This window comes from Paenibacillus wuxiensis (genome assembly GCF_040195695.1).
GTDB lineage: Bacteria > Bacillota > Bacilli > Paenibacillales > Paenibacillaceae > Paenibacillus_B > Paenibacillus_B suaedae.
Genome location: NZ_JBEFZI010000002.1, coordinates 566,148 through 591,773 on the forward strand (window position 1 = coordinate 566,148; position 25,626 = coordinate 591,773).

Sequence of the window (25,626 nt, forward strand, 5' to 3'; positions counted from 1 at the left end):
GTTAGAATGACAAATTTATGCTGGTTATACCTCGTTTTAATGCGAGATAGTCGCTGGCTGCACTGTTCAGTTAGCCAGTGCAGGGTTGTTGCCTGATTCCGCCTCCTCAAAATTCTTCGAGTGACCGAGCAGCCGTTAGGCTGCGATGCGTGAAAATGGTGTTATGCGATGGTCTGTTCTTCCTGAATCAACTACCAAGGCTCTATTCTTAAATCATTCCATTGCGCCTTCCATCGACTTACTTTCTTATCATAGATCTCTTTAGTAATTTGTCGCTTATTTGGTCTTACAACTTTATTAAACAAATCATCCAATCCGTAAGGTGCATATACATCCCATTCATCGGAAGTTATTCTTATTCCTAAAGACGTAGCTGTCGTTGGCCATGTATCGATTGCTTCTTCCACTGACTGATAGGGCTTAATCTCATATCCAAACCGGCTCTTGTACCATAAATGAACTCTAGCTTCATTCTTTACATCGATCTTAAATGGATAATTAGGAAACATCCTTTCTAGCTGTGATTTTACTTGATCTTCCTTCTCTTCAGATAAATCACTATCATCAAAATAGACTAAATCCACATCCTTAATTCCATGATCGAGGGGCAAATCACTTAAATAATTCCATGTTGTCTGAGTAATACATCCCGCGCCAACATAGTAATTATTTATCTTCAGTTCTTGAACTCTATCAAGAAATTCATATATAGCTTTATGTTTTCGTACGATTTGAGCTAGTTTTTCTACTTGATGATTTAATACATGAATTTGAATCACATCTTTCTTAATGGTCTTTGGCTTGTATGTTCTAACAGACTTTTGCATACCGTCTTATTCACGAACTTCGTAAATAATTCCTTATGTAGGGTATTCGCGAAAACTTTGGACTATCCTGCTGGTATAGCTTAATGAAGTATCGTCAGTCTACAACTTTATTTTCTTTCAGAGAAGAAAGGGAAATAATCGAATTACTGCTCTGAACACCGATCATATTACTCAGCGTATGAGATATGAAATATTCCAACTCCTGCATATCTGCAACGAGTACCTTCAATAAGTAGTCGTATTGGCCGGCTACATGATGACATTCGAGTACAGGCTTGCACGCGACAATTGCTTGCCTAACCATAAATACATAAATTTTAATGCTAGACTGTTTATTCATCTAAATTTATTTATTGAATCAGATATAAGTTGGCAATGTAGCTTAACATTTTAGTTGAAAAGGTTCATATAAAAAAGAACAGATGGAAAGCACATTCTTTCCAATCTGTTCTTATCCAATTCCTATTCGGATTTAATGATTGCTAGAGGTCTATCGAGACCTACACATATTGCTTCATCCAGCCAACAATCCGGTTCAGACGTTCTACACGAAGCTCTGGGTGCCCGTTGCGCGATAGATCATGATTCGCATCAGGGAATCGCACGAGCTGCGTTGTCTTGCCCAGACGCTTCAAGGCCACATATAGCTGCTCAGCCTGCTCGATTGGACAGCGCAAATCCTGCTCTCCGTGCAAAATAAGGAGCGGTGTCTGCACATTGTCCACATAGGCGAGCGGTGAATGCTTCCAGAGCTTCTCCGGGTCTTCCCATGGCTGTGCACAGATCTGATACTCGGTAAAGAAATAACCGATATCGCTAACCCCATAGAATGAGAACCAGTTCGAGATTGAACGCTGTGTAACAGCTCCCTTGAAACGATTCGTATGGCCGACAACCCAGTTCGTCATGAATCCGCCATAGCTGCCGCCCGTAACGCCAAGTCTATCTTCATCGATGAAGTCGTAGCGGGCAATCGCCTGATCAACGGATTCCATAATGTCCTCGTAGTCCTTCCCGCCATAATCCCCACGGCAAGCATCCACGAACTTCTGGCCATAACCGAGGCTCCCGCGCGGATTCGAATAGAGAACCGCATAACCTTGAGCGGCAAGCAGTTGGAACTCATGCATGAAGGAATTCGCATACATCGTATGCGGGCCGCCATGAATTTCAACAATTGTCGGTACCTTATCGCCTGCTGACATTGCTGGTGGCTTCATGATCCAAGCTTGCACCTTCCAACCATCGGTTGTCTGGAACCAGAACGATTCCGGCTGGCTTAGCGTCAGTTCCGCTAGTAAACGTTCGTTCGGGGCTTCAATCAGCTGTTCTTGCCCTGTGCCCAAATTTTTGATGAATAGCTCTCCGGGCTGCAGCCTATCAGCCGAAATGAATACAATCTGCTCTCCGTCCTTCGTGATCGTAAATTGAGTTATCTCCCGATCACCGACCGTTACATATTCACAGCTACCTTCTAACGAGATCCGTGCGAGCTGTACATTTCCTTCAGCTGAGACAAGCGAGTATACAGCAGAACCGTCTGATGTAAAGACGAGTGGCGAGGATCCAAGACCCTTCATATCGGTAACTGCTGCATTGCCTACGTACAGATCAAGGTCGGCAGTAACGCATTCAGGTGCTCCTCCTGCTGCTGGTACGGTGTATACCTTAAGCAGGGTGGCGTTCTCGTATTGTCGGTCATGTCCATAGAATGCAATCGATTGGCCGTCCGGCGAGAATGCAAGCTTCCCGATGACGAGACCAGATTCCGTTATACGGCGGCACACTCTATCCTCACAGTTTATGATATAAATGAATTGACTAAGAACCAGATCAGGGTCAACTTCTTTATCCTCAACACGATTCGTAGAAAAGGCCACTTCCTTCCCGTCTGGTGACCATACGGAATCATGGACATCATAATCTCCGGAAGTCAATTGAACGGATTGGCCTGTTTCGATATGATGAACAAATAAATGAGTGCGCTTGTCGTCCAGCAAGCCTCTTCCATCTGCCTTGCATCTTAACCGATCAACTACGATCACCTGCTTGGCTGACTTCTGACTGTCGTCCGCAAGCTGCTCCTTCTCTTCTTTCTTGGAAGAATCGATACTCGCTGTGTACAACAGTCGGGAACCATCCGGCGACCATGAGAATGCGCTTACTCCGATCTCCGCGCTTGTAATCGCCTCTGCTTCGCCGCCATCAGCTGCCATTGTCCAAATCTGCTGGTGCTTATCCTTCTTACGAAGAAAGGCCAGCTTCTGGCCATCCGGCGACCAGACCGGAGCGCTATCCTGCTCTCCATGGGTAAATACCTTGCTCTTCGTTCCATCTGCTGACGAGATATGTATGCGCGAGCAATAACCGCTCTTCTCTTCATTGACCTGCTTCGCTACATAAGCAATCGTTCCGTCTGCAGGATTGACATCCGGATCAGACAACCAGACGAACTGGTACAGATCTTCTGCTGTGATGGTACGACGTTCCATTGCAACACCTCCCATGATTGATATACATAGTATGGCATTCTTTTCCGGAAAAAGACAAGTGCATTCGAGCTAACTTCCGCCTATTGCTCCCAATCTCGCAACAGGCTAATAAACTCGACGTGTCTCTCTTTCCTCAACTAAATCGATATTGCTCCGACATACCGTAAGAAAGCGTCAAGACGCCGCCATCCTTCACCAAGTCCGCTCCTTGCTCCTTCGCTTGGCAAATTACGTTGTAAATAGAGCTGACACTTATATATTGCTTGTATATGTCATCATCAAATTCTCCTGTACGGAAGCCCTCAAACAATGCAGCAGAAATCATAAAATAGCTGGCAAATTGAGTCCGATACACACGGAAGGATTCATCTCCCCTATACAAAAGCATCTCTTCGTTGTAAGTAAGCGTATCAAAAGCATGCTCTGCACAGATCTCAGGCAAAAAGGCGTATAGCTCTTGGGCTAAATCAGCATCCTGCAATCTCTCAGCCAATAAATCCGGGAAACTGTCGTACTTCTCCTGCGTATCGCACTCCATGAAGAGGCGTACCGCTGTATGCGTGGCATACTCAATTTGCTCCGGCTGATATGGATACGGTGTATATGTGTCCTCCGACTGCTGTAAGAAAATAAACTGCTTCTGAGATGCAAAGCCTTCCACCTGCCAATTGTTTGCGATATCCGCTACCATTTGCCCCAGTTCCGGGCTCGAAATATCATTTATGCGGCATTCACCAGTAATGTCATCTCCGTGCTTTGCGGCATAGATTTTGATATAGCACAGCTTCTGATCGCCGATTCTCTTCGCGATTTCGTCCTTAAGCATTTCCCAATATGGGGATTCTTCCATCTCAGGCGATGATTCTCCCAGGCCGACGATATTGCTCTTATACGCCTTCCAGTGATGCACGGTGTCTCCGTAAGTCGTATGCAGCGTCTCAGGATTTCTGTCCTGCTCCATGGAGGCGATTCCTTCCATGAGGGAGAAGGCAAAGCCGCCTATTGCGGTACCGAATGCATTTTTTAGATTACTGCCGATGCCCGCCGTCGTTTCGAAAATATCGCGATCCCATTTCGGTGAACTTACTTGAAACTGTAGCATGACGGTCTGATCCGTCCACTTCGCCACATGAGGACGTATTGTAAGTTCCCATTTCGGGATGATGATACAGTCCCCTTCTATCATTTCCTCAGCCTCAAAAATTCCTCTCATCCCTTGATGAAGCAAAAAATGTGCGGGGTCATCAATTTTTTCTTCTTCCCAATCCAGCGCGATTTCTTGTTCTCTCGTCATCTTGCAGCTCCTCCCTATATGTCTGCTTGCTCATATGCTTTATCAAAGGATACCATATTTCAGGGCTGCCGAGTGACACACAAAAAGAAAACAGCAGCATCGCTGATGCTGCCTCTATCCGTTTCACCTGTTTAATTTTTTGCTGCAACTATTTTTCAAAGAAAATATCCTCTAGCGTAACTTGCTTCGGCTCCAATTTATAAAGACGCACTTTGTTGTCCACCAACGTTTGCACGATATCAGGGATGACTTCCTCATCAGTGATTGTGCAAGTGATTTCCCTTTCTGAAACAGCGAGGTTCTCTGCGATATCGATGAGTTGCTTTTTTATATGTTCCCCCTGCTCGGAAGACAAAGGACTGATTTTGCAGAATAATTCGATATGCTGTTGATATTCCTTTCTTAAGTCTTCCATCGTGCCGTATTTGGTGATTACGCCCTGTTCCATAATAGCGATTCTACTGCATAACATCTCCACTTCGTGGAGATTATGGGAGGTTAAAAAAATCGTCTTGCCTTGGATATGAAGGTTTCGAATGATTTGCTGAATATCGACTGCCGATTCGGGATCTAGTCCAGAAGTAGGTTCATCAAGGAAAATAAGTTCCGGGTCGCCGAGCAGCGCTTGCGCTATACCGAGCTTTTTTTTCATGCCAAACGAAAACCCTCTTACCTTGCTTTCTTCATGTCCTCGCAAACCCACGCTTCCCAAGAGCTCAACGAGTTCATCCCGTTTCAATCTCGTTCGTTTCAATTCAGAAAAATAAATCAGGTGCCCAAGTGCGGTCATGTCATAATAATAATTAGCCGCATCCGGCATAACGCCAATCTTGCTTTTGATTTCGTTAATCCGGGCATGATTCTCCCCCAGTATATGAATACTGCCTTCCGTCGGACGAACAATCCCGGTCAGCATATTGATAGTCGTTGACTTCCCCGCTCCGTTTTTGCCAAGAAATCCGAACAATTCCCCACGCTTTACTTCAAATGTAACCCCCTTAACGACATATGTATCTTTATATTTCTTTTTCAGACCATGTACCTCGAGCGCATTCATTATAAGTCCTTCCTCCTGAAAATGAAAATGGACACATATACAAACAGGATGGAAATCACGAACGGAAAATAGGACTTCCAGTTCGATTCAATGAGATAAAAATAAGGAGTTGCATATTTAACGAGCTGAGATGCTTGATTTTCCGTAAAAACGCTCCACATTCCAGCGGCTGGTAACAGTAATCCACACAGCAAACTCGCAAAAATCGAATAACTACCTTTGGGAATGATTGTGGATAACAGCATATTCACTCCGACGGCAAACGAAATAAACACGATTAGTCGAATATATTCTAAAACATAAAGCTGCCCGATACTTAGGAAAATGACTATGAATGAACAGGCCAGACATACTGCCCAAAACAATAAAATGCCGAGATATTTCCCGAAAACGATGGATGTCTTCGGTACTTTAGTCACGACAAATCGAATGGTTTGGCTCTCCACTTCCCGATTAATCGTATCGTGGGAAAGGGTTAAGACAAATAAAAAACCAAGCACTGTTACAAGGAAACGAATACCTGATACATAGGGATTTGATTCCTCTCCGAACATCAAACCTGGATTATTTTTCACGAAATTCGATATTGAGAAAGCAACGACACAAAACAATAGCACTATCGCAACAGATTTAAAGCTTTTGAATAGCGTCAAAAATTCCCTCTTTGCAATTGCGTACATGCCGGTCAGGCCGCCCCCTTTTCTTTATTTGTCATGATGCTCAACCTGATCTGCGCCTTTCTTTTTTCTGTTCCCCATGAACGCCATAACCAAGCCAACGATCATAATAACGACAAAAATATACTGATAAGGCGTGCTTGAGCGAAACACAATGTAACCAATAAGGCCGATAAGTATAATTAGATGCGCCATGTTATCTCCTCCCTTTTATTTCTTTTTCTGTTTGCCTGCCATCCAAATGCAATAATAATGAACACGTCGATGATTATATGAAAGTTGTAAATGAGAACTAACGCTAACAGGCATAATGCACTGTATAATGCAACTAGTTTCAACCTATGTACTTTCGAAATAGGGGGACTTGCAATACGGAATCGGGTGCCGATCAAATAGCAGAAATTTAAGTAAAGAAGGCTTTTTGCCAATACAATGATTGAAATGTCCATAAGCATGTATCTGTAAATGAAGCCGATTGATCCGAATAAACAGACAAACAGCAGCCCGCAGCTCTGTACGATCCTTCTTTCCACAAATGTGGAAACCGGAAAAAAACGCAGCAGCGAGTGCTTTTCAAGTAGGAAATTCAATCGAATCTCACTGAAGAAGTAAATACTCATAATATAGGCCATTACCATGAAGTTTATCGAGCTGTTCGTGTCCTCTCGCAGCATATAGCTAAACGTAGAATATGCTACGGTCAATGATGCGATAAGAGCATACTTCGATAAAATTTGAATATTTCGTACGTAAGCCAATAATTGATATCCCATAAGCGATTTCCATTGCGAAGGCATGACATAGATGTGGGAGAGCTTAGACATTGAACGGCTTAACCGAATTACGGCAGCGGGGACAGACTTTTTTTGAGCTACTAGCAATTTGGACACAATGATGGGGCAAATGATGGCGGTCAACACAAATCCAGATATTATTATTATATCGAAATAATGGCTGAAAATCACCTGTATGTGATACTGAAGTTGTTTTGCATTGCTGACGAGTAAGCTGATAACCAGCAAAAGAACCGGAAACGCAAAATGATAAAGAAATTTTTCTTTATAAAATATGTAAACATACTCAATCATCTGAGCTATAAAGAGCATGATGAACAGCCTTGTAAACAAAATCAGCACGTCTACCCACGCAACCTGGCACAGAAGAAAAACAAGAATGAAAACTGCATATAACAGCATTTGATCAAGATTTAAAACTTTGCATACATAATTCATCCTAATAATAAGTGCTTTTCTTAGAGGTGTCGTCTTTAGAAACGAAAACAAGTGGCCCATGTTCCCTTTTTTCGGGTCTTCCATAAAAATTGCAATGACATGCAAAAAGAAAAGTATGGAAGGAATGGATTTCAAAACAAGCTCTGTATCTGTTACATACAATAAGGCTACGAACGCCAATCCCCCTGCAATTAGAGCGCTGATAACCGACAGCGCCCACGAAAACGAATACCCAAGTATTCTCGAATAAAGCTGCCGATATTCCTTCATTAACATAACGTCTCTGTCCTCACTCGCTATTTGGCTATCTGCATAATCTGATTGTTCTCTATCCGGTACACAACTGTAGATACTGCATCGAGCAAGTCTTGCAAATGAGTCGTAAATAATACAGACCTATTATTCCTAGCACGTTCTTGAAATAGACTGATCACGGCTTCCACTGAAGATTGATCAAGTCCCTCAAATATCTCATCACATATCAATAATGCAGGATCATATAATAACGCGCCTAGAAGCAGGGCTTTCTTTTTCGTTCCAAAAGACAATTCCTTCATTAACCGTTCAAGATGGGATTCTATTCCTAACTGTACAGAAAGCTCACTGGCGTAAAGCAGCGTTTCTTTTTCTGGCAACTGATAAACAGCGATTATGAAGCGATAATATTCCAGGGGAGTTAGCAAGTCGCATAGGTCATGACCGTCAGACGGGATATAGGCGGAATGCAGCCTAATCTGTTCACGATTGTTCAAATGGTGACCGGCAATCGTAACTTCTCCGTCATCGAACGGTTCATAACCTAATATGCATTTTAAAAATATGGTTTTCCCCATCCCATTCTTGCCGACGAGCGCGCAAATTTCTCCCGAGTGGATTTGAAGGTTTACGTTTTCGAATAACGATTGCTTTTGAAATGCCTTGGATAAATTAGAAACTTCTAAAATAGAATGTGGCATATTTGAATTCTTCCTCAATATAATGTAATATGTGGTGACGGCAGCAAATATAGGTTGTCGGCAAATCGGATTTCAATACCAGGCAAAAGGAAGCAACCGGCAAGTTATTCCTTCTGCGGCATACCCGCTTAGCATGTGATGATGAACAAGTATCGATGACGCCTCTTCTTTTCTTGAACCGGTGATGATTGGTGCGAATCGTAGCGTGCTAAGCGATTTCTTTATTACAGCCCCAAAATGCGTGCAATAGCTTCCAACACGGACTGGCCGAAACCGGACAAGTAGTTCACCAGAGCATCGAATCCGTTCATAATTGCCTCAACGATCGCCGATCCTGCAATGTACTCAATTGCTTTCTTCGCCCAACTGCTGAGACCATTCCATCTATCAATCAAAAACCGAGCAATTCTTCTAACCAGAGCACCCATTTAAAAATCCCTCCATTTTCATAGTTTCAACCTATATTTGCTGCCTACCTCAAATATAAGGGTTTCTATCCCGAAAATGGAATTAGGTGGAAAACGAATTTTTTGCTTCGGTATCCCGCAACAGTCTCTTCGGTATTACAACTTTTACTGATGAATGTTTCTACTCTTCATCATCTCAATACATTCCCCTCTTGAACGGACGCCCAGCTTTTCATAGATTCGCCTCAAGTAATTCTCGACGGTTCTGGTACTTACAAAAAGCTGTTTTGCAATTTGCATATTCGTAAATTTGCGGAGGACAAAAGACAAGATACGTTGTTCATGCACGGTCAGTGCTGTCATGCGGTCATTGGGAGAGTATAGTTGGGTTATGCTGGAGATGGGGACAATCGTTTCCCCATGCATAACTGTACTTATCATTCTGGTAATCTGATTCTTTTTCGATTTCCTAGGAAGAATACCGCTTAAACCCAGCTCTGACATGTGATAAAATGAGATATGATCTGAAAGTACAACGATTTTCGATGTGGGTAGCGTTTTATTTATGATCGAAATGATGTCCAATTGATTATCGAATTCTTCCATAGCCACTAGCGCCACATCTATATTGACATTTGGCAATTGGTCAAATGCCGATTTATCAGGATCCTCCAATAACATTACCTCTGTAAGACTGACTCCTTCCACAATTTCTTTTAATGCAGATGCTTTTAAAGGGTGATCGCAAACAATTAACACTTTACAAACATCCACTATAATTGCAACCTCCTTATATCCTATGAATGTAAACACATATAGTGCTATATTAGGAAAATATCTCCATAGATATGGTAGTCCACTATCCTTCTTCTGTCAACAATATCTCGCTGTCCAATTTGTATCATTTCCGATTTATCGTTTCCTGTCATGCATAATTAAAACGACTTCCTCATAAAGAAGTCGTTTTAATTATGTCCTCGTAATACTCATCATCAGAAAGGTATGCTGTCTTACATTGCTCCAGTACGTTCCCACTGGTGAAGAAAGCCTGTATCCAGCCAGCTACCGCCGTCCACGGTAATCACGTCACCCGTAATGAAGGAAGAGTAGCGGGAGACCAAGAAAGCTGCGACAGAAGAAATTTCCTCTTTCGTCCCTAATCGCTTCAGTGCAACGTTATCAATTACCGCTTCCTTCATTTGCTCATTGGCCATCAGCTTCTCAATTCCGCCGGTTCCTTCAATCGGGCCTGGTGCGAGACAGTTGATGCGGATTCCGTATTTCCCCCATTCTGAAGCAAGCGTGCGCGACATGGCAATAACTCCAGCCTTCGCGGAAGCGGAATGCACGACTCCTGGACCTCCTGTCCATGCATAACTGGCAACGATATTAAGAATCGCGCCTCCCTTACCAGCCGCAATCATTTGTTTTCCAACTGCCTGACTGCAGTACCATGTTCCGTTAAGTACGATATTCTCCACTGCGTTCCAGCCATTCACGGTCAAATCCTCGGCCCTGCACACGAAATTGCCTGCCGCATTATTCACGAGAATGTCAATGCCGCCCCATGTCTCTACCGTTTCATGCACCATGGCTTGCACCGTTTCGGGATCACGTACATCGCACTCATATGCCTTTGCCTTTCCTCCATGCGATGTGATTTCTTCTACGACTGGACGCAATCGTTCCATGCTCCTACCACAAATCATGACTGAAGCTCCAAGACGAGCAAAGTAGAATGCCATATCCTTCCCCATCCCGGATGATCCTCCCGTAATTATAGCCACTTTGCCCTGCAAAAGATCTTGCTCCATTTCTGCGTTCCCCCTTATTTGCTTCATCGCACACAGGTTTCTGCTTCCATTCTGAGCAGATCGGAAATGAGGCATCACACTAGGGAGTTCGCAATCTTATCCGATCGTCACCTTGTTGATATTATGCAAGCGAATACAATACATAATTTTACATTTACCATACCACACGCATTTATATCTGTAAACGCTCTCCCACTTATTTCATTTGAACATCGGTTACATGTACAGTTATATTGCCTCTATACATATTCCCAGCGGGGGATCGAACCGTATTGGCTGCTTGAGCACTTGAATGATTATATGCAGCAATGACGTAGGCATCTGCATTATCCATGTACACGGTGTTATTCATGAATTGATTGTTGATTCCCCATCCGGTTACAACCGCATGGAGCTGGAAAGCATCTACGATCACATTGTTGTTGCCCTGATACCCCACATTATTGCGTATGATGGCATCATTGCCCTTCACATCGATAAAGCTGTCCGCATAGTTCGCCCCACTGATTCCTTCGCCGTAAAATGTGCAATTTTCCACAATAGTTCCGATTGTTCTTTCCTTAATATCAACATGTTCAGCAGTGACATGAGGGCCGAATCCAACATTGCGTATGGTGTTGTAGTGCGTCTCTTGATTGTAGCCAGCCCCTTCAGCAGAACCCACGTATACACCTTCCCCATATCCAGGAGACGTTCTTCCTGTGTGATGGATGCTTGAGTTCTGTATCGTGTTGTATGAGCTGCCATCTCGGAAATGCACACCCTCCATGCCTGTATTGTACACTTCTACATCGCTGATGAGCGAATAATTGGAATGATCCAGGATGATACCCTTCTGTGCATTCGTAAATTTGAGATTGCGTATCTCCCAATAATCGCCTCGTACCCGCAGGGCATATCCCGATGAGGTTGAAGTTCCGGATAGTACAGCAGGATTGGTAGGGTCAGCACTGCGAATTACAATAGGCTGGCCAGATGATCCATTAATGTCTGAGGAAAAACTACCCGTATATGTTCCTGGCGCAAGCACGATAGAGCTCCCTGGACTAACACTCTTCAATGCCTTGGATAAACAGGATGCCGTATTGCAAGTTATCTCCTTCACATCAATTCTGATGCTTGCTGATAATGGTTCCCCAGCACTACTGCTCCAAGCTAAAGCTTGGGTTGGTACTGAGCTAATTACTAGTAATAAAATCAGGCCGTACATCCATCCTCGTTGTGATTGCAACGTACACGGATCAGCTATTCGCATCCCCATTCCTCCTCATCGTATTGATACTTAAATATACTTTTCTGACAGAGGGTTCATACGATACAATTTACAATTGCAGCAGTTATAGCTATCGTGGATGTTATTCAGCTGAAAATCGTGCCATTACGAGCGTGTTATAATAATGACCGTCTGACAAGAGCTTATCCTTTTTTAAAATTCCTTCTACCTCAAAGCCAAGCTTTTTGTAAAGGCGAATCGCACTTTCATTCGTTTCCAGCACATTCAACGTAATTTTCTTAATCCCGTTGGCTTCTGCCCATGCAATCGACTGCTGCATTAGGTTTTTGCCAATGCCGTATCCCCAATATTCTTTCAATACGCATACTCCAAATTCAACTTTATGTGAGAATCGTTTCAAATAAGTTCCCGCGCATCTCGAAAATCCGACGATACGATTCTGCATAACAGCAACGAGAAACAAATTTCTTGAGCTTTCGGAGTCCGATTTGATTATTTGTTCGAATCCGCTGACATCGATAAAGGCCTCTCCTTGTTCGCGATCCATATTTTCGGTCTCCCCGTCAATTTGCATTCTTACTATAGATAACGCAGTCGCGTCCCTGTTCACCGCAGATCGAATCGTATAACTAAGACCGTTAACGTTGAATTCTCTATCATCTATTATCATTTCATATAATCCTCCTTGAAACCAGGTTACCGGAAAGCTAGAACCAAGCATACTTTCTAAACAAAACAAACAAGGATGAGTCTTTAAGCTAGGGAAATGACCCTTTCTGGACTCATCCTTTTATAAAATCTATTTCCTATCGCTTCTTAAATGGAGTACATGCGTATTCTCCGCCAAATGATTACCTCGTCATTCTATTTTGACAGCTTCAAATGCAAGATCGGATAAGGGCGTCCGCTACTATCCGTTTGTGATTCGTCTACGATCGAGAATCCATTTTTCAGATAATACATTTTTGCACGCTCATTATCTGTATTGACATCAACTGAATTTACCCCAAACTCCTTGATAAGCAATTGAATGATTTGTGTTCCGTACCCTTTTCCGATCTCGTCGGGATCTAAAAACAACATCTCCAAATGGTTCTCATTGGTACCCGAAAAGCCGACGAAAGAGCCTTCAACAAACCAAAGACGCACATCAAGATGAGGAAAATACAAAGGGATTTCTTTACGAATTTCCAGCTTATCTTCAAGTTTCAAAAAATGATGGGTAGCGGTTACGGATCTATCCCACAAATTCAAAATGAGCTCATGATCATTTACTGTCGCTTTTCTGTTTTTCATAATAACAATCCTCCTATTTTTTCATCACGCTCCTTTCCACGATTTATTAATGATCTTAATTACACTGCTCCAACCCATATACGACATCATCATATTCTCCCTTTGCCGTTCTAATTGGTTATTACAAATGAACCTGCCTGTTTTCAATCATTTTATGTATCAGTTCTGCCCCATCGCTTCCAAACTCTCTGGAAGAAGCTGACCGCCATCAACGATGATGGTTTGACCCGTAATATAACCTGCCTCCCTCGAAGCCAAAAAAAGAGCGGCGTAGGCGATATCTTCGACGCTTCCAAGCCGCTTGAGCGGAACGGACGCTGTCATCGTGTTCAGATAATGATCCCCAAGACCTTCCAAGCCTTCCGTCATGATGTTACCAGGCATGACGGCGTTGATTGTGATATTGTAACGCGCTAGCTCGAGCGCCGCACTGCGCATGAATCCAAGCTGAGCGGCTTTGCTCGCACCGTAGTGCGACCATCCGACATAACCGGTGGCCGGTCCCGTAATGGAAGAGGTAACAATAATTCGGCCATACTCCGCTTTCTTCAAAAAAGGCAGGCAGGCTTGAAGGGAAAACAGCGTCCCGCGTGCATTCGTGTTCATCACCTGATCCCAATGCTCTCCGGTCATCTCCTCAATCGTCGCATTCGGAAAAATACCGGCATTGGCACAAAGAACGTCAATCCCCCCGAAAGTACTCGCCGTTTCACTCGCCACGCTCTTCATCGATTCCAAATCGGCGACATTGCCTTCGAAGGCATGAGCAACGCCTCCGTTCTCTCGGATTTCAATTGCGGTTTCCTCCGCTTTCGTCAGGCTGCGTGCGACAACTACGACTTTCGCACCCTTTGCGGCGAATGTTCTCGCAATTCCTTTACCGATTCCTTTGCTTGCTCCAGTCACAACGACCGTCTTATCCTTCAGTGGCGTCAGCATGTAAAAGCGCTCCTATCCCCTGTATTATGTGCTACAATATCCCAGTACTTAGATTCCTTATTATCGTACTACATATCCAAATATGGAGGCAACTTGAGTTATAAACGCTTGACGCTCAAAAAATCCTCTGAAGTTTGAGCCCTGCTTCTTATGCAGTAATTTGTAGAGGGATGGTATCCCGATGAACATGTACACTCATGACCAAGCCAATCGTAAGCATGTTCGTAAGCAAGGAGCTTCCTCCGTAACTAATGAACGGCAATGATAGCCCGGTTAGAGGGACAAGTCCGATGTGCATGCCTATATTCACGAACACCTGAAAGACGATCATGCCTACTAATCCAATTACGAGATAGCCTCCAGCAAGGTTCATGCTCATATTTGCAATGAGGACAATTCGATAGATAAGCATGAAGTACAGCAGAAGCAAGATGGAAGACCCGATAAACCCGTACTTTTCCCCAATAACAACATAGATGGAATCCGAATACGCATACGGAATGAAGCCCCGATCCATGTAAAATCCTTCACTTCCGCTTAGTCCGCCTGTCCCTATGGCGCTCATTGCATTTTTCACATGCCATGACTTATCAGGGTCGCTGGTTGGATCAAGAAAGGTCTGAATCCTCGACATCTGATGCGGCTTTACAAGTTTGGCCAGCAAATCATTATCCACGAAATAAAGCCAGCAGATCGTTCCAACTGCAATTGCGATCACGGAGAGGCAAATGATCATGTAAGTCGCCTTCACATTTCCCATCCACAACATACTTATCATCACGGCGATAAATACGAGTGCGGTGCCTAAGTCCGGCTGCTTCATGATGATTACTGTGGGCAAGAGAAATACTGCGGCAAGTGGCAGGATGTCCTGTACGAAGCGAAGCTGATCCCCTCCCCGCTTCTGCAGCAGATGAGCCGCCAGCAATACTGTAGCAATCTTCATCATCTCTGACGGTTGCAGTTGGAAGCTTCCAATACTAACCCAGCGAACTGCTCCATTAATATTCTCCCCTTTGAACATGACGAGCAAGAGCAGCACAATACCTAATCCATACCATACATAGGATAGCTTCCCAACTAATACATTGTAGTCAATTGTTGCTAGAATCAGCATCGGGATACAGAATACGCCGAACAAGATGAGATTGTTAATATGAATGCCATGCAGCTTCGTATTTATCGTTGCCTCATACACGGCTAACGTACCAATAGCTACGAGACATCCGACGATAACGAGAGTCAGCTTGTCAACCTTACTAAGTTTACGCAAAAATATGATCATAGGTCTATTCCTTATGAATTCCTTTCCGACCGCTGCCTTGCAGCTGCTGTCTTCGATAATTATCACGAGAAATGCTAAGAATAATGCCCGTACTTGCCATACATAGAATTAAGGAGGAGCCTCCATAACTGACGAAGGGAAGCGGAACTCCAGTAATGGGAAGTAGACCGGTCACTGCTCCTAAGTTAAGCATGAACTGAATAAAGATCATACTGACGATTCCGGTACCTAGCATAATCGCAAATGGATCATCACTATTCAGCGCAGACATGAAGCCTCTTACAACTAGGACAAAGAAAACGAATACAACCAAACATGAGCCAAGAAAGCCGAATTCTTCTCCGATGACCGCAAATATAAAATCCGTATGCGCTTCAGGTAGATAGAACAGCTTCTGAATTCCATGACCGAATCCGGTTCCTGTTACACCACCATGTGCCAATGCATAGATGGATTGAATCAGTTGATAGCCTGAACCCTGTTGGTCATCATACGGATTCATAAATGAAGCAAGCCGTTGCAAGCGATAGCTCTGACTGAATGCCAAATAGATGATCACAGGGAGAACTGCAAGAAATAATACGGCTAGTTGACGCATATGTACACCGCCCACAATCATGACGGTAAGACAGATGAAGAGCAGCATAAGCACTGCTCCGAAATCGGGCTGCTTCATAATGAGCAAGGAAATGAAGCTGACGACAATGAGAATAGGCAGCAGGCCTTTCTTGAAGCTTCGAATGCGTTCTCCCTTGTTACTGATAAGTGATGATATGTACATAATGAGGGCAAGCTTCGTAAATTCCACGGGTTGAAACTGAAATCCGCCCACAACAATCCATCTCCTCGCCCCATTCATACTGCTTCCGGCTGACATTACGACAATCAGCATCACTACCGATAGCAGCAGGAGATAGGGGGCAGTCTTCTTCCAGACACGTATTGGAATATTCATCATCACGAACATACCAAGGAGTCCAATGCAAGCGAACTTGACCTGTCTCGACGTGTAATACCATGGATCCTCATGCTTCAAGCTGCTTAATGCGGAACTAGCACTGAAGATCATAGCCATTCCAAAACAGGCGAGCACTACGACCGAAAGGAGTAAGAGGAAATCAGGTCGTCCTCTTGTGATTGTAGGTTCCATCTCATATGCCTCCGTTCTTGCACGGGAGAGAATGCAAACTAATGCTTAGATTTAGGCTCCATCAATTGTTCAGCTGTTATGGTAGAATCAAGCCAGTTCGCAATGAGCTTACGCGCATACGCAAGATCCTCCTCGTCCAGCTTGTAATACCATATATCATGCATCATCATACCTTCCCCATCTAATGCATAGGTACTAAATTGTGGAATGCTGTCCTTCATGAAAATGGACTTGGCTAAGTCAATCAGATCAGTAGGCGCAATATCAGTTGAGAAGTGATCGCCAGCGATATCAAGTATTTCTGGAATATGGCTAAATTTATCAAGCTGTACCGCCCGTTCTGCAACCGCCTGCAAAAAGATCCGATTGCGCATCATGCGATTCATATCGGAATCCTCGCGGTAGCGTACAAAGTTGAGCGCCTCAAGTCCGTTATAGATTGGCTTGTTCGCTACAATTCTGAATTTGTCATGATTCCAGTTTTTATTCACGATATCCTCTGTTATCGGTAACTTAATTCCACCTAACGCATCCACGACGTTCTTGAAGCCGGTGAAATTGATCGCTGCATAATGGGTAACGGGATGCTCAAGCAGCTGCTCGACACTGTCGATGCTCATCTTCGCCCCGCCAAATGCATAAGCGTGGGCGATTTTGTCTTGCTTGTTTTTACCTACAATCTCGGTGTAGCTATCGCGTGGAACGGATATTAACAGGATCCGATTCTCCTTGCGCCTCACGATGGAGTAGATCATGGAATCGGATCGTCCTACCTCCTTATCCCGCTGATCGATGCCGAGAAGCAGAACCGAAAATGGCTCGTCATGCACTAATGGGTCTTTGATCGTTATCGGCTTATATGTCTCCTCCAGCTTCTTCTCCACCTGATTCGAGAGGAACATGTCAAAAGTCAGGAGGGCAAGTTCCTTGCGCAGTACATATCCCACTGTCATAACGAGCACGAATGACAGCGAGATTACGATCCACTTTTTCTTGATTTTCATAGCTTCTCCTTTCTCTTTCTTTCACTTCTTCTCTTGTGACTTCCCAGAATGATCCTCTTCATGGATATCAATTAGCCCGTTGTATGTTTTTTTGTCCCATAGTTTTACATCTTTATCTCTCCAGGTGTACACATCCAGTCCATTTTCTCCGCCACCCATTGTCCAACCCAATATGATCTCGGGCAATCCGTCCTTGTTGACATCAGCCATACCTGCATAATCCAGTCCGTATCCATAGCCCTTCGTATTCCAGACAATGTTCCACTGCTTATTCTCATATCTGAGTAAGGCTGCTTTACGCAATTTCTCATTACGCACATTCTCTTCGTATACGATGATTGCTTCATCGTGGCCATCCCCATCAAAGTCGCCGTACGAAATTCCTGTATTCCCTCCCCCATGCTTCGGGATTAATAATCGGGAACCGTCTGGTAATGCTCGGCGAACAGCAGCTTCATGGATATGACTGGCGGGTATCGGTGACTGAATGAGGTCGATTGGCGCTGCCGGAACACCACACCCAACTGTCCAGATAAGAACACCCCAAATCAATACTTGCCGCACAATCTGTTTTTTCATTTGCTCACGCCCACTTTCCTTGCCTGTCCGTACTCCATGTACTAGTGTATATTTTCAATTCTATGAAAGGGTTATGAAATCGTTAAATTTCTCTGCCAATCTCGTGATGAATAGGAAGATAGATTCGAACTTCGGTACCAATGCCCTGCTCACTCTCCATCTCCATTCTGCCTTGATGTAGACGAATAATCTCTTCACTAATAGACAATCCCAGACCACTACCCGTCGGACTATTCTTCCCTTTGTAAAATTTCTTCATGACCATGCCCAGTTCATGCTCTTGAATACCGGAGCCTGTGTCTCTGACACAAATCACGACTTCATGTTCAGAGGCACGCGCATTCAAATCAATCTCTCCCTGTTCGTTCGTAAATTTAAACGCGTTATCTAATAGGTTAATGAGTACTTGTCTCAGACGGTTCTCGTCAGCAGAGATCATAGGGAGCATAGGATCTGATTGAATATGAAGCTTGATTCCTAAGCGGTCAGCTCTCGGTGAGAGCAATATACCGATCTGTTGAACTAGACGTTGTACATCAACAAGGCTGAATGCTAATTCCAGCCTGCCGGCATCCAGCTTAGAGAAATCCAATAATTCATCTACCAATAAGGATAGGCGATCAGTCTCGGATTCAATAATATCCAGTCCTTCCGTTACCAACTCATCTTCACGTGTTCCACCTGCTTTCAACGTGACAGCCCATCCCTTAATATTCGTTAACGGGGTTCGTATCTCGTGCGAGACAGAGGAGATAAATTCATTCTTGAGCTGCTCATTGCGGCTAATTCGGGAAGCCATTGCATTCATCGTGTCAGCTAGTGTGCCTAATTCATCCCGATACACCTTTTTGGCGCGGATAGAGAAATTGCCATCTGCCATGACTTCCGCTGCTTTTTTTAATTCGCGAATGGGCCCCGTAATGGTTCGAGATAAAAAGATACTAAGCATAGCTACAATGGCAACAACAAGTACTCCTGCCAATATAAACAATATGGAAATATAGCGGACAGCATCGATTGTACCGGTCAGTGAGCTGATAAAGCGGACAATTCCAACAGTCTTGCCTGCGGATTGAAGCGGATAGGATACCGAAACAATATGCTCATTGGTGTCATAGTCAAAACCGCGCCAAGTGCCTACCTCTCCAGCAGCAGCTTGCTGTACATCGGTATAGCGAATGACCTCTTTGCCTGCTTGCGTACCATATGAATCTTGAATGATGTGTCCAGCAGCATCCATGATCTGCACCTGAGCAGAAGTATGTTGAGAGAAAGCTCGTACGAGCTTCTCCGATTGTTCCGTTACTTCTTCCTCAGCAAAATATTGCTGGAAAAAGGCGGCTGAGATCTCCGCCTGATTGATGAGCGCTCGTTCTACATTGTAGTGATAATAATAGTTCACTGACGTAATCAAGATGACTTCTAGGATGCATACCGTTGTTAATATAACAGCTAAGTAGCTACCTACTAATCTCTGCCGGATACCTATCATTATTCGCCTCTCTTCCAGCGGTAGCCCATCCCCCATACCGTCTCAATTCGTCTCGGATTCGAGCTATCGTCCTCAATCTTCTCCCGCAGCTTGCGAACGTGCACATCGACGGTCTTCGGGTCACCGACAAAATCCTCTCCCCAAGCTAAATTCAATAATTCATCGCGCGATAATGCCTTGTCGGGATGTTCAAGAAATGCCTTAATCATGCCATACTCCTTCGGAGTCATATCGATCCTCATCCCGTGCTTACATACTTTATTCGCATCCTTATCTAAGGTAATTGGCCCTGACTCAATTATTCTACTGGAAACAAGTGAGGACTGATTTGAGCGCCGCAATACCGTGTTGATTCTTGCGACAAGTTCCAGCGGGTTGAACGGCTTCACGATATAATCATCTGCACCGAGCTCTAACCCTTTAATTTTGTCGAAATCCTGTCCCTTCGCTGTCAGGAAGATGATGACCACTTCGGAATCCACATCTCTGATTTGCCGGCATATCTCGAAGCCTTCCATATCAGGCAGCATTATATCGAGAATGACAGCATCTGGTCGATTCGTTGTAAATTGCATCATTGCCTCACTGCCCATCACAGCTTTGCTCACTTGAAAGCCGTTCCGCTCCAAATTAATCGAAATAAAACGCCGTATATGATGGTCATCCTCTACCACGAGCACGTGATTGCGGATGGCTCCCTTTACTTCCGTTGTGCTTTCCAATTTGTTCATATCAGCTTATCCTCCTTAGGTAACGATACGGACGTTATTGTTGATTGCTCCTGCGCGATAGTATGGTGCTAAACATAGCAAAAAGCCCTCCCTACCAAATGGGAGAGCTAGTACTGAGAATCGTTGCTGCAGCTGAGCACAATTCAAATAAGCTTCATTCCCCCTGGTACAGTTTTGGCACTATACAACGTAAAGAAGCTTCCCGCTTCTTAGCCACATTATGAAAAGCCTTAATCCGGCAATCCCTGTTCTACCCATTGGCATCTCTCGATGTTTCCGGGCAGTGGCCTGTATTCGTATAGGAGCCTCACCTAACGAGGACATATTCATCTTCCTGCATCTTACCTTCAATGTCCGAAACTGTCAATGAAGCGATCGGACAAGCTTCCATATTGGATGGATCTCGATTTAGAACAGCCAAAGAATGAGGCTGCACTTGATTCGAAGGGAGTTTCGATCACATTTAAAAAATTTTCTTTTCATCATCCTCATAGTTAAAGCGTATACATTTTTCTGTGTTCTGACGATGGGTCCCTTTTTCATCCGGTATAGACTCATCATGTTTTTAACCATTTTTTGCACTGGAAATATCCAATGCCAGGAAAGAAGGTGTAACTTGACTAATCTACAACAACACGAATTAGCATTAGTTGTAAAATTATGCTCATTTGAAGGAGGAATATGATTTTGACAGCAACGTGTACGTGGAACGCAGGAATGCGCAAATGGTTGGTTACAGGTGGAATCATGCTCGCGATGTTCGTTGTCACGCTCTTGTTCTCGGGGACTGTATTGGCGCACGGTTACATTGACTCTCCCAGCAGCCGAGCTGATCTGTGCGCGAAGAAGGTGAACAAGAACTGCGGTTTTATCATTTATGAACCGCAAAGCTTGGAAGCATATAAGGGGTTTCCAGCCGCAGGGCCGGCTGACGGCAAAATCGCCAGTGCTAACGGTGCATTTCCAGAGCTTGATCAACAATCGGCAACGCGCTGGAGCAAGGTGAACATTACCCCGGGAACGACTACGTTCCATTGGACGATTGAAGCGAACCACGCTACAACTAGCTGGAAATATTATATTACGAAGCAGGATTGGAATCCGAATGCGCCACTTAGTCGCGCCTCCTTCGACTTGACTCCGTTCTGCAACGTGGATTATAAAGGCAAGCAGCCCCCACATTCTTACTCCGACACTTGCAATGTTCCAAGTCGGACGGGATACCAAGTAATCCTAGCCGTGTGGGAAATTGCAGACACCGCAAACGCGTTCTATAATGTCATCGATGTGGACTTTGGCGGCGGTTCCCCTGTCGATCCGACCCCGCCTACGGCACCATCGAATCTTGCCGTATCGAACGTTACGGCGTATACCGCCAAATTATCTTGGAATGCTTCAACCGACAACGTAGGCGTAACGGGGTATAACATTTATAAAGATTCCACACTCGTTGGATCAACGAATGGAAGCACTTTAACATACGCGCTAACGGGACTAACGCCGAATACAACTTATTCGTATACGGTGCGGGCCGTCGATGCCGCAGGCAATGAATCCGCTAACAGCAACGCCGTATCCTTCAAGACGTCAGCACCGCAGCCAGATACGGAGCCGCCAACTGCCCCATCCCAATTAACCGCTTCGAATATTACTGCTACGAGTGTGAAGCTGTCTTGGACAGCATCAACGGACAATGTGGGCGTGGCTGGATACCGTGTTTATAATGGCTCGACCTTGGTAGCTACCACAAATGGGGTGACGTATACGGTGACCGAGCTTACGGCGAATACCCCTTACACATTCACGGTCATTGCTTATGATGCCGCTGGCAATGTGTCGCCGAGCAGCAATGCTGTAAGCGTCACAACAGCGCCTGCCCCAACGGCCACACCGTGGGCAGCCAATACCTCCTATGCGGCTGGCGCGCTCGTAACTTATAACGGTAAAACCTATGCGGCGCTTGTTGCTCATACGTCTCTTGTGGGATGGGAGCCTCCAAATGTCCCTGCATTATGGTTATTGAAATCGTAATTCGCTGTCTGCCTCTGGGTAGCGTAGACGTAGACTGGAGCCCCTGACTCGTCAGGGGCCTGTTATCGTATACCATTCTTCATGCTTCTGAATTGGTGCAGTACATATCCTCTGCCTCTAAGGTGCTGTAGAATGGTCGGATGACTTGGGTCTGCTTCGATTTTTTCGCGAACTTTCTTGACGTAAATGTAGAGTACACCCTCGGAGGTATCCAACTGATCCGCAAGCTCCTGCGCTGATATTGGTTGTTCGTCTTGATGTACCAAATGATAGAGCAGCTTGAATTCCAGCGTCGATAAGACCTGTTCTTCTCCCTGCTTCTGTATGGAGTGATTTCCGATGTGAAATAGAGTGTGCTTATCACCCAGCATAACTGCTCCATCAATCTCTTTCGCTTGACTCCCATTGATCGGCTCCTCCATGATGTCTACACCCAGCATTCCAGATATGGATTGTTCCCACATCATGATCTTCTTCAAGGTATCCTTCTCATCTGGATTCACGATCATGATAGGCACCTTAGTCTCTGTCATCATGCGGGTGAAGCAAGTGTCATCCTCGATTTGATTCGAATCTAATAAGAATATGCCGCGGGTGGTTGCCTGGGCAATTGCTTCACGGAATCGGTGGCAGTCCTTAATATGAGTCAGCTTCATTCTGTCGTCGAATAGATGTCTGACATATGTAAAGAAAAATTGGTTGTTCGTATACACGCATAATTCCATATCGCTTCCCTCTCTTCGTCATTGCCTTGTTCGCATAGAAGCGTCCGGTTCTATTGTATATAGGGAGAGAAGCAATGTAAATTGGGAAGCCAATATACAACAAGCCCTCCAACATAATTGGCAGGGCTTGTTCCTATTATCTGTTAATATCCGTTATCCTTCGAGAATGAGTTTTACTTGATTCCATGTTGATGCAGGAAGCTGGATGCCGCTCGCCGCTGCATTGTCATGAATCTGTTCTAATCGCTTCCCGCCAGGAATGACCGCATCCACGCCTGGCTGCTGCAGCAGCCAAGCAAGTGCGAGATTCGGCAGCGCAAGCTGCTGTTCACTTGCGATTGCCTTCAATTTTTCTACGCGGGCAAGATGCTGCGTGAACACATCGGGCTGGAACAGTTCTAAGTCCTTTCGCCAATCCCCATCATCCAGTGTCATATCAGGTTTGTATTTCCCACCCAATATTCCGAACGCAAGAGGCCCATAAGGAATAAACGAAATATCGTGCTCAAGACAGTACGGAAGTAGTTCCTGTTCTGCAGAACGATCGAGCATATGGTATGGGTTTTGCAATACACGGATTGCATTCGTTGCATTCGCTTCTTTCACTTGATCAACCGTCGCATTGGAAATACCGATTGCACGGATCTTTCCCTCCTCTTTCAGACGAGTAAGTTCGCCGATTGATTCACTTAGCGGAATGAGCTCATCGATAAAGTGAATATAATATATATCGATATAATCCGTCTGAAGCCGTTTCATGCTTGCTTCTACAGCACGTCTTAGATAGTGGGGATGATTATTGAAACGTATGCTGCCGTCTTCGAGCTTCTCGATTCCCCCCTTGGTTGCTAGTACAAGATTGTTCCGGCAATCTTGAATAACTTCCCCAATCAATTGCTCCGAACGCCCGAACCCATAGGCATCTGCTGTATCCAGTAACGTAATTCCCTGCTCAATGGCTTCTCGAACTGTTTGTTTCCCTATATCTTCATTTACATTGGTGTAATTGTTATGCCCACCTACTGCATTTGTTCCGAATCCAATCTCCGATATTTGGATGGAAGTTTTCTTTAATGTCGTGTATTTCATACGAATCTCTCCTTTTCCGAACTACTTCTTTATTACGATTACAGTAAACTGCCTATAACGTTATCAATATCAGCAGCATCTGTCTTGATCCAGACGTTAAGCTTCGGCTTAATTTTTGTTAAGATAAAGGGTAGATATAGAAGATATCAGAGTGATATAGATATCATTCATCGTTTACAATCAGAATGATAATGGAGGGTTGCTTGTTGGAAGCCAAAGAAATTATACGAAATATCGAGGCGTTCAGAAATTCCAAGGCGCTATGGAAAGAGTTCGAATATGAGGATTCTGACGCAAACTATTGGAAACGATATGCGGCAGCGATTGCGCTTCAGTATGATTGGAGAGAGGAAGATTATGATTTTATTCGATATTTGATGGAGAATGAAGTGGAGAGTCGTACCCATGATTCGTTCCAAGGATACGGGGATTCCCTGCTGCTCCTCTCTTATTTGCTGGCCAAATTCCGCAAGCTTGAAAATGTCTGGATATTTGAGAAAGCCAAATCCGCAAACTTCGATACGTATTGCGGTTATTTTGACGAATTTATCTTCTCAGCCGGAGTGGAACAAACGTGTACATACATAGAGGAAGTTGGTCTTACGGAATCGAACAGCTACCTTTACGAACGCAAGGATAAATTGAGAAACCTCTATTCAGAGCAAGATATCGAATCATTTATGCAAAGAATGGCCCAATGGTTTCCAGACAGCATCGATAAAGAATCTACAGATAGTCTGTTGTCTCGGGCAATCGATTTTAAGGATGCTGAAGAGGCAGCACGACTGTTTGACATTCTTGAACAGGACACTGAAGCTAGCACCACAACCTTATATTATCGTGCCAAAGAAATCGGAAATTATGAGAAGGCCATCTATTATAAACAAAAGGAACTAGATTCTATTAATGACCCAAGAGATAAGGCTTCTGCACTCCTTGATATTACTGAATTGCGCGTGATGAATAACGATTATGCTGAGGCTTTTGAGACCGCTCAGCTATGGGAACAACTCTTATCCGTATTTGATAGTTGGCAGGAAACCGGACTGGGTAGATCGATGTGTGAAGCCTGGTTTGATATCTGTCTTGGCTTGAGCAAAGAACAGGAAATGACGACTGCACTCCTCTGCTATGAAAATGGGAAGTGGATGATCAGCCGCACGAACGCTTGTTACTTAAACCTATTAAAAAAGGCATACGCGTGCAGTGAAGTGCTCCAAAAAAAGAAAGACATGCGTTTCTATAAAATGAAAATAGGAAAGGAGAAAAAGAAGATAAACCGAATAACAAGAAGATAATACACCTACTTATTCTA

General features: G+C 44.3%; 25 protein-coding genes, 1 pseudogene and 1 riboswitch. Of the genes and pseudogenes, 2 read left to right on the forward strand and 24 right to left on the reverse strand.

The window, feature by feature from the left end:
• Nucleotides 1-191: 191 nt before the first annotated feature.
• The 22 genes and pseudogenes from ABN764_RS05815 to ABN764_RS05920 form a co-directional block, all read right to left on the reverse strand.
• Nucleotides 192-827 carry a nucleotidyltransferase family protein gene (locus tag ABN764_RS05815; protein ID WP_446671239.1) on the reverse strand — a complete coding sequence of 212 codons (636 nt, stop codon included), beginning with the start codon at nucleotides 825-827 and terminating at the stop codon, nucleotides 192-194.
• A 94-nt stretch (nucleotides 828-921) separates the two neighbouring features.
• Nucleotides 922-1,104, reverse strand: a pseudogene (locus tag ABN764_RS05820) (Lrp/AsnC ligand binding domain-containing protein); the annotation flags it as partial.
• Nucleotides 1,105-1,327: 223 nt separating this feature from the next.
• Nucleotides 1,328-3,319, reverse strand: a complete 1,992-nt coding sequence (locus ABN764_RS05825) for a S9 family peptidase (RefSeq protein WP_446671240.1) — start codon at nucleotides 3,317-3,319, stop codon at nucleotides 1,328-1,330.
• A 133-nt stretch (nucleotides 3,320-3,452) separates the two neighbouring features.
• Entirely contained in the window at nucleotides 3,453-4,613 is a 1,161-nt protein-coding gene (locus ABN764_RS05830; protein WP_174809464.1) for a DUF6348 family protein, read from the reverse strand.
• A gap of 148 nt (nucleotides 4,614-4,761) precedes the next feature.
• Nucleotides 4,762-5,670: an ABC transporter ATP-binding protein gene (locus ABN764_RS05835; RefSeq protein ID WP_446671241.1), complete on the reverse strand. Its 909-nt coding sequence runs from the start codon at nucleotides 5,668-5,670 to the stop codon at nucleotides 4,762-4,764.
• On the reverse strand, nucleotides 5,670-6,350 hold the full coding sequence (locus tag ABN764_RS05840) for an ABC transporter permease (RefSeq protein WP_268626699.1): 681 nt from the start codon (nucleotides 6,348-6,350) through the stop codon (nucleotides 5,670-5,672). Before ABN764_RS05840 ends, ABN764_RS05835 begins: the two co-directional genes overlap by 1 nt.
• Before the next feature lie 24 nt (nucleotides 6,351-6,374).
• Nucleotides 6,375-6,542 (reverse strand): hypothetical protein, encoded by a 168-nt coding sequence (locus tag ABN764_RS05845; protein ID WP_021252407.1) that lies wholly within the window; start codon nucleotides 6,540-6,542, stop codon nucleotides 6,375-6,377.
• On the reverse strand, nucleotides 6,530-7,855 hold the full coding sequence (locus tag ABN764_RS05850; protein WP_446671242.1) for a hypothetical protein: 1,326 nt from the start codon (nucleotides 7,853-7,855) through the stop codon (nucleotides 6,530-6,532). The genes ABN764_RS05845 and ABN764_RS05850 overlap by 13 nt, the downstream gene beginning before the upstream one ends.
• 20 nt (nucleotides 7,856-7,875) lie before the next feature.
• Nucleotides 7,876-8,535, reverse strand: a complete 660-nt coding sequence (locus ABN764_RS05855; RefSeq protein WP_446671243.1) for an ATP-binding cassette domain-containing protein — start codon at nucleotides 8,533-8,535, stop codon at nucleotides 7,876-7,878.
• Between the two features lie 224 nt (nucleotides 8,536-8,759).
• On the reverse strand, nucleotides 8,760-8,963 hold the full coding sequence (locus ABN764_RS05860; protein ID WP_021252410.1) for a hypothetical protein: 204 nt from the start codon (nucleotides 8,961-8,963) through the stop codon (nucleotides 8,760-8,762).
• 144 nt (nucleotides 8,964-9,107) lie between these two features.
• A complete protein-coding gene (locus tag ABN764_RS05865) occupies nucleotides 9,108-9,716 on the reverse strand; it encodes a helix-turn-helix transcriptional regulator (protein ID WP_446671244.1) in 609 nt (202 codons plus the stop codon).
• A 236-nt stretch (nucleotides 9,717-9,952) separates the two neighbouring features.
• On the reverse strand, nucleotides 9,953-10,756 hold the full coding sequence (fadH, locus tag ABN764_RS05870; protein WP_446671245.1) for a 2,4-dienoyl-CoA reductase: 804 nt from the start codon (nucleotides 10,754-10,756) through the stop codon (nucleotides 9,953-9,955).
• Between the two features lie 196 nt (nucleotides 10,757-10,952).
• A complete protein-coding gene (locus ABN764_RS05875) occupies nucleotides 10,953-12,011 on the reverse strand; it encodes a right-handed parallel beta-helix repeat-containing protein (protein ID WP_446671246.1) in 1,059 nt (352 codons plus the stop codon).
• Nucleotides 12,012-12,111: 100 nt separating this feature from the next.
• On the reverse strand, nucleotides 12,112-12,660 hold the full coding sequence (locus tag ABN764_RS05880; protein WP_446671247.1) for a GNAT family N-acetyltransferase: 549 nt from the start codon (nucleotides 12,658-12,660) through the stop codon (nucleotides 12,112-12,114).
• Between the two features lie 194 nt (nucleotides 12,661-12,854).
• Nucleotides 12,855-13,286 (reverse strand): GNAT family N-acetyltransferase, encoded by a 432-nt coding sequence (locus ABN764_RS05885; protein ID WP_065290924.1) that lies wholly within the window; start codon nucleotides 13,284-13,286, stop codon nucleotides 12,855-12,857.
• A gap of 159 nt (nucleotides 13,287-13,445) precedes the next feature.
• On the reverse strand, nucleotides 13,446-14,225 hold the full coding sequence (fabG, locus tag ABN764_RS05890) for a 3-oxoacyl-ACP reductase FabG (RefSeq protein ID WP_446671248.1): 780 nt from the start codon (nucleotides 14,223-14,225) through the stop codon (nucleotides 13,446-13,448).
• Between the two features lie 148 nt (nucleotides 14,226-14,373).
• Nucleotides 14,374-15,510, reverse strand: a complete 1,137-nt coding sequence (locus ABN764_RS05895) for an FtsW/RodA/SpoVE family cell cycle protein (RefSeq protein WP_446671249.1) — start codon at nucleotides 15,508-15,510, stop codon at nucleotides 14,374-14,376.
• Nucleotides 15,511-15,514: 4 nt separating this feature from the next.
• Nucleotides 15,515-16,660: a putative lipid II flippase FtsW gene (gene ftsW, locus ABN764_RS05900; RefSeq protein ID WP_446671250.1), complete on the reverse strand. Its 1,146-nt coding sequence runs from the start codon at nucleotides 16,658-16,660 to the stop codon at nucleotides 15,515-15,517.
• A gap of 38 nt (nucleotides 16,661-16,698) precedes the next feature.
• Nucleotides 16,699-17,664, reverse strand: coding sequence for an LCP family protein (locus ABN764_RS05905; RefSeq protein ID WP_446671251.1), 966 nt, complete (start codon nucleotides 17,662-17,664; stop codon nucleotides 16,699-16,701).
• A gap of 21 nt (nucleotides 17,665-17,685) precedes the next feature.
• Entirely contained in the window at nucleotides 17,686-18,243 is a 558-nt protein-coding gene (locus ABN764_RS05910) for an FG-GAP repeat domain-containing protein (RefSeq protein ID WP_446671252.1), read from the reverse strand.
• 82 nt (nucleotides 18,244-18,325) lie between these two features.
• Nucleotides 18,326-19,735: a sensor histidine kinase gene (locus tag ABN764_RS05915; RefSeq protein ID WP_446671253.1), complete on the reverse strand. Its 1,410-nt coding sequence runs from the start codon at nucleotides 19,733-19,735 to the stop codon at nucleotides 18,326-18,328.
• On the reverse strand, nucleotides 19,735-20,466 hold the full coding sequence (locus ABN764_RS05920; RefSeq protein ID WP_446671254.1) for a response regulator transcription factor: 732 nt from the start codon (nucleotides 20,464-20,466) through the stop codon (nucleotides 19,735-19,737). The genes ABN764_RS05915 and ABN764_RS05920 overlap by 1 nt, the downstream gene beginning before the upstream one ends.
• A 153-nt stretch (nucleotides 20,467-20,619) precedes the next feature.
• A riboswitch (M-box (ykoK) riboswitch) is annotated at nucleotides 20,620-20,792 on the reverse strand.
• A 355-nt stretch (nucleotides 20,793-21,147) separates the two neighbouring features.
• On the opposite strand from ABN764_RS05920, the gene ABN764_RS05925 reads away from it, so the two are divergent.
• On the forward strand, nucleotides 21,148-22,497 hold the full coding sequence (locus tag ABN764_RS05925; protein ID WP_446671255.1) for a lytic polysaccharide monooxygenase: 1,350 nt from the start codon (nucleotides 21,148-21,150) through the stop codon (nucleotides 22,495-22,497).
• Nucleotides 22,498-22,559: 62 nt separating this feature from the next.
• Here ABN764_RS05925 and ABN764_RS05930 read toward each other — a convergent pair whose 3' ends face one another.
• Nucleotides 22,560-23,222 carry a winged helix-turn-helix domain-containing protein gene (locus ABN764_RS05930; RefSeq protein WP_446671256.1) on the reverse strand — a complete coding sequence of 221 codons (663 nt, stop codon included), beginning with the start codon at nucleotides 23,220-23,222 and terminating at the stop codon, nucleotides 22,560-22,562.
• A gap of 153 nt (nucleotides 23,223-23,375) precedes the next feature.
• Complete coding sequence (locus ABN764_RS05935; protein ID WP_446671257.1) at nucleotides 23,376-24,311, reverse strand: aldo/keto reductase; 936 nt, start codon at nucleotides 24,309-24,311, stop codon at nucleotides 23,376-23,378.
• Between the two features lie 206 nt (nucleotides 24,312-24,517).
• On the opposite strand from ABN764_RS05935, the gene ABN764_RS05940 reads away from it, so the two are divergent.
• Nucleotides 24,518-25,609 carry a hypothetical protein gene (locus ABN764_RS05940; RefSeq protein ID WP_446671258.1) on the forward strand — a complete coding sequence of 364 codons (1,092 nt, stop codon included), beginning with the start codon at nucleotides 24,518-24,520 and terminating at the stop codon, nucleotides 25,607-25,609.
• Nucleotides 25,610-25,626: the final 17 nt, after the last annotated feature.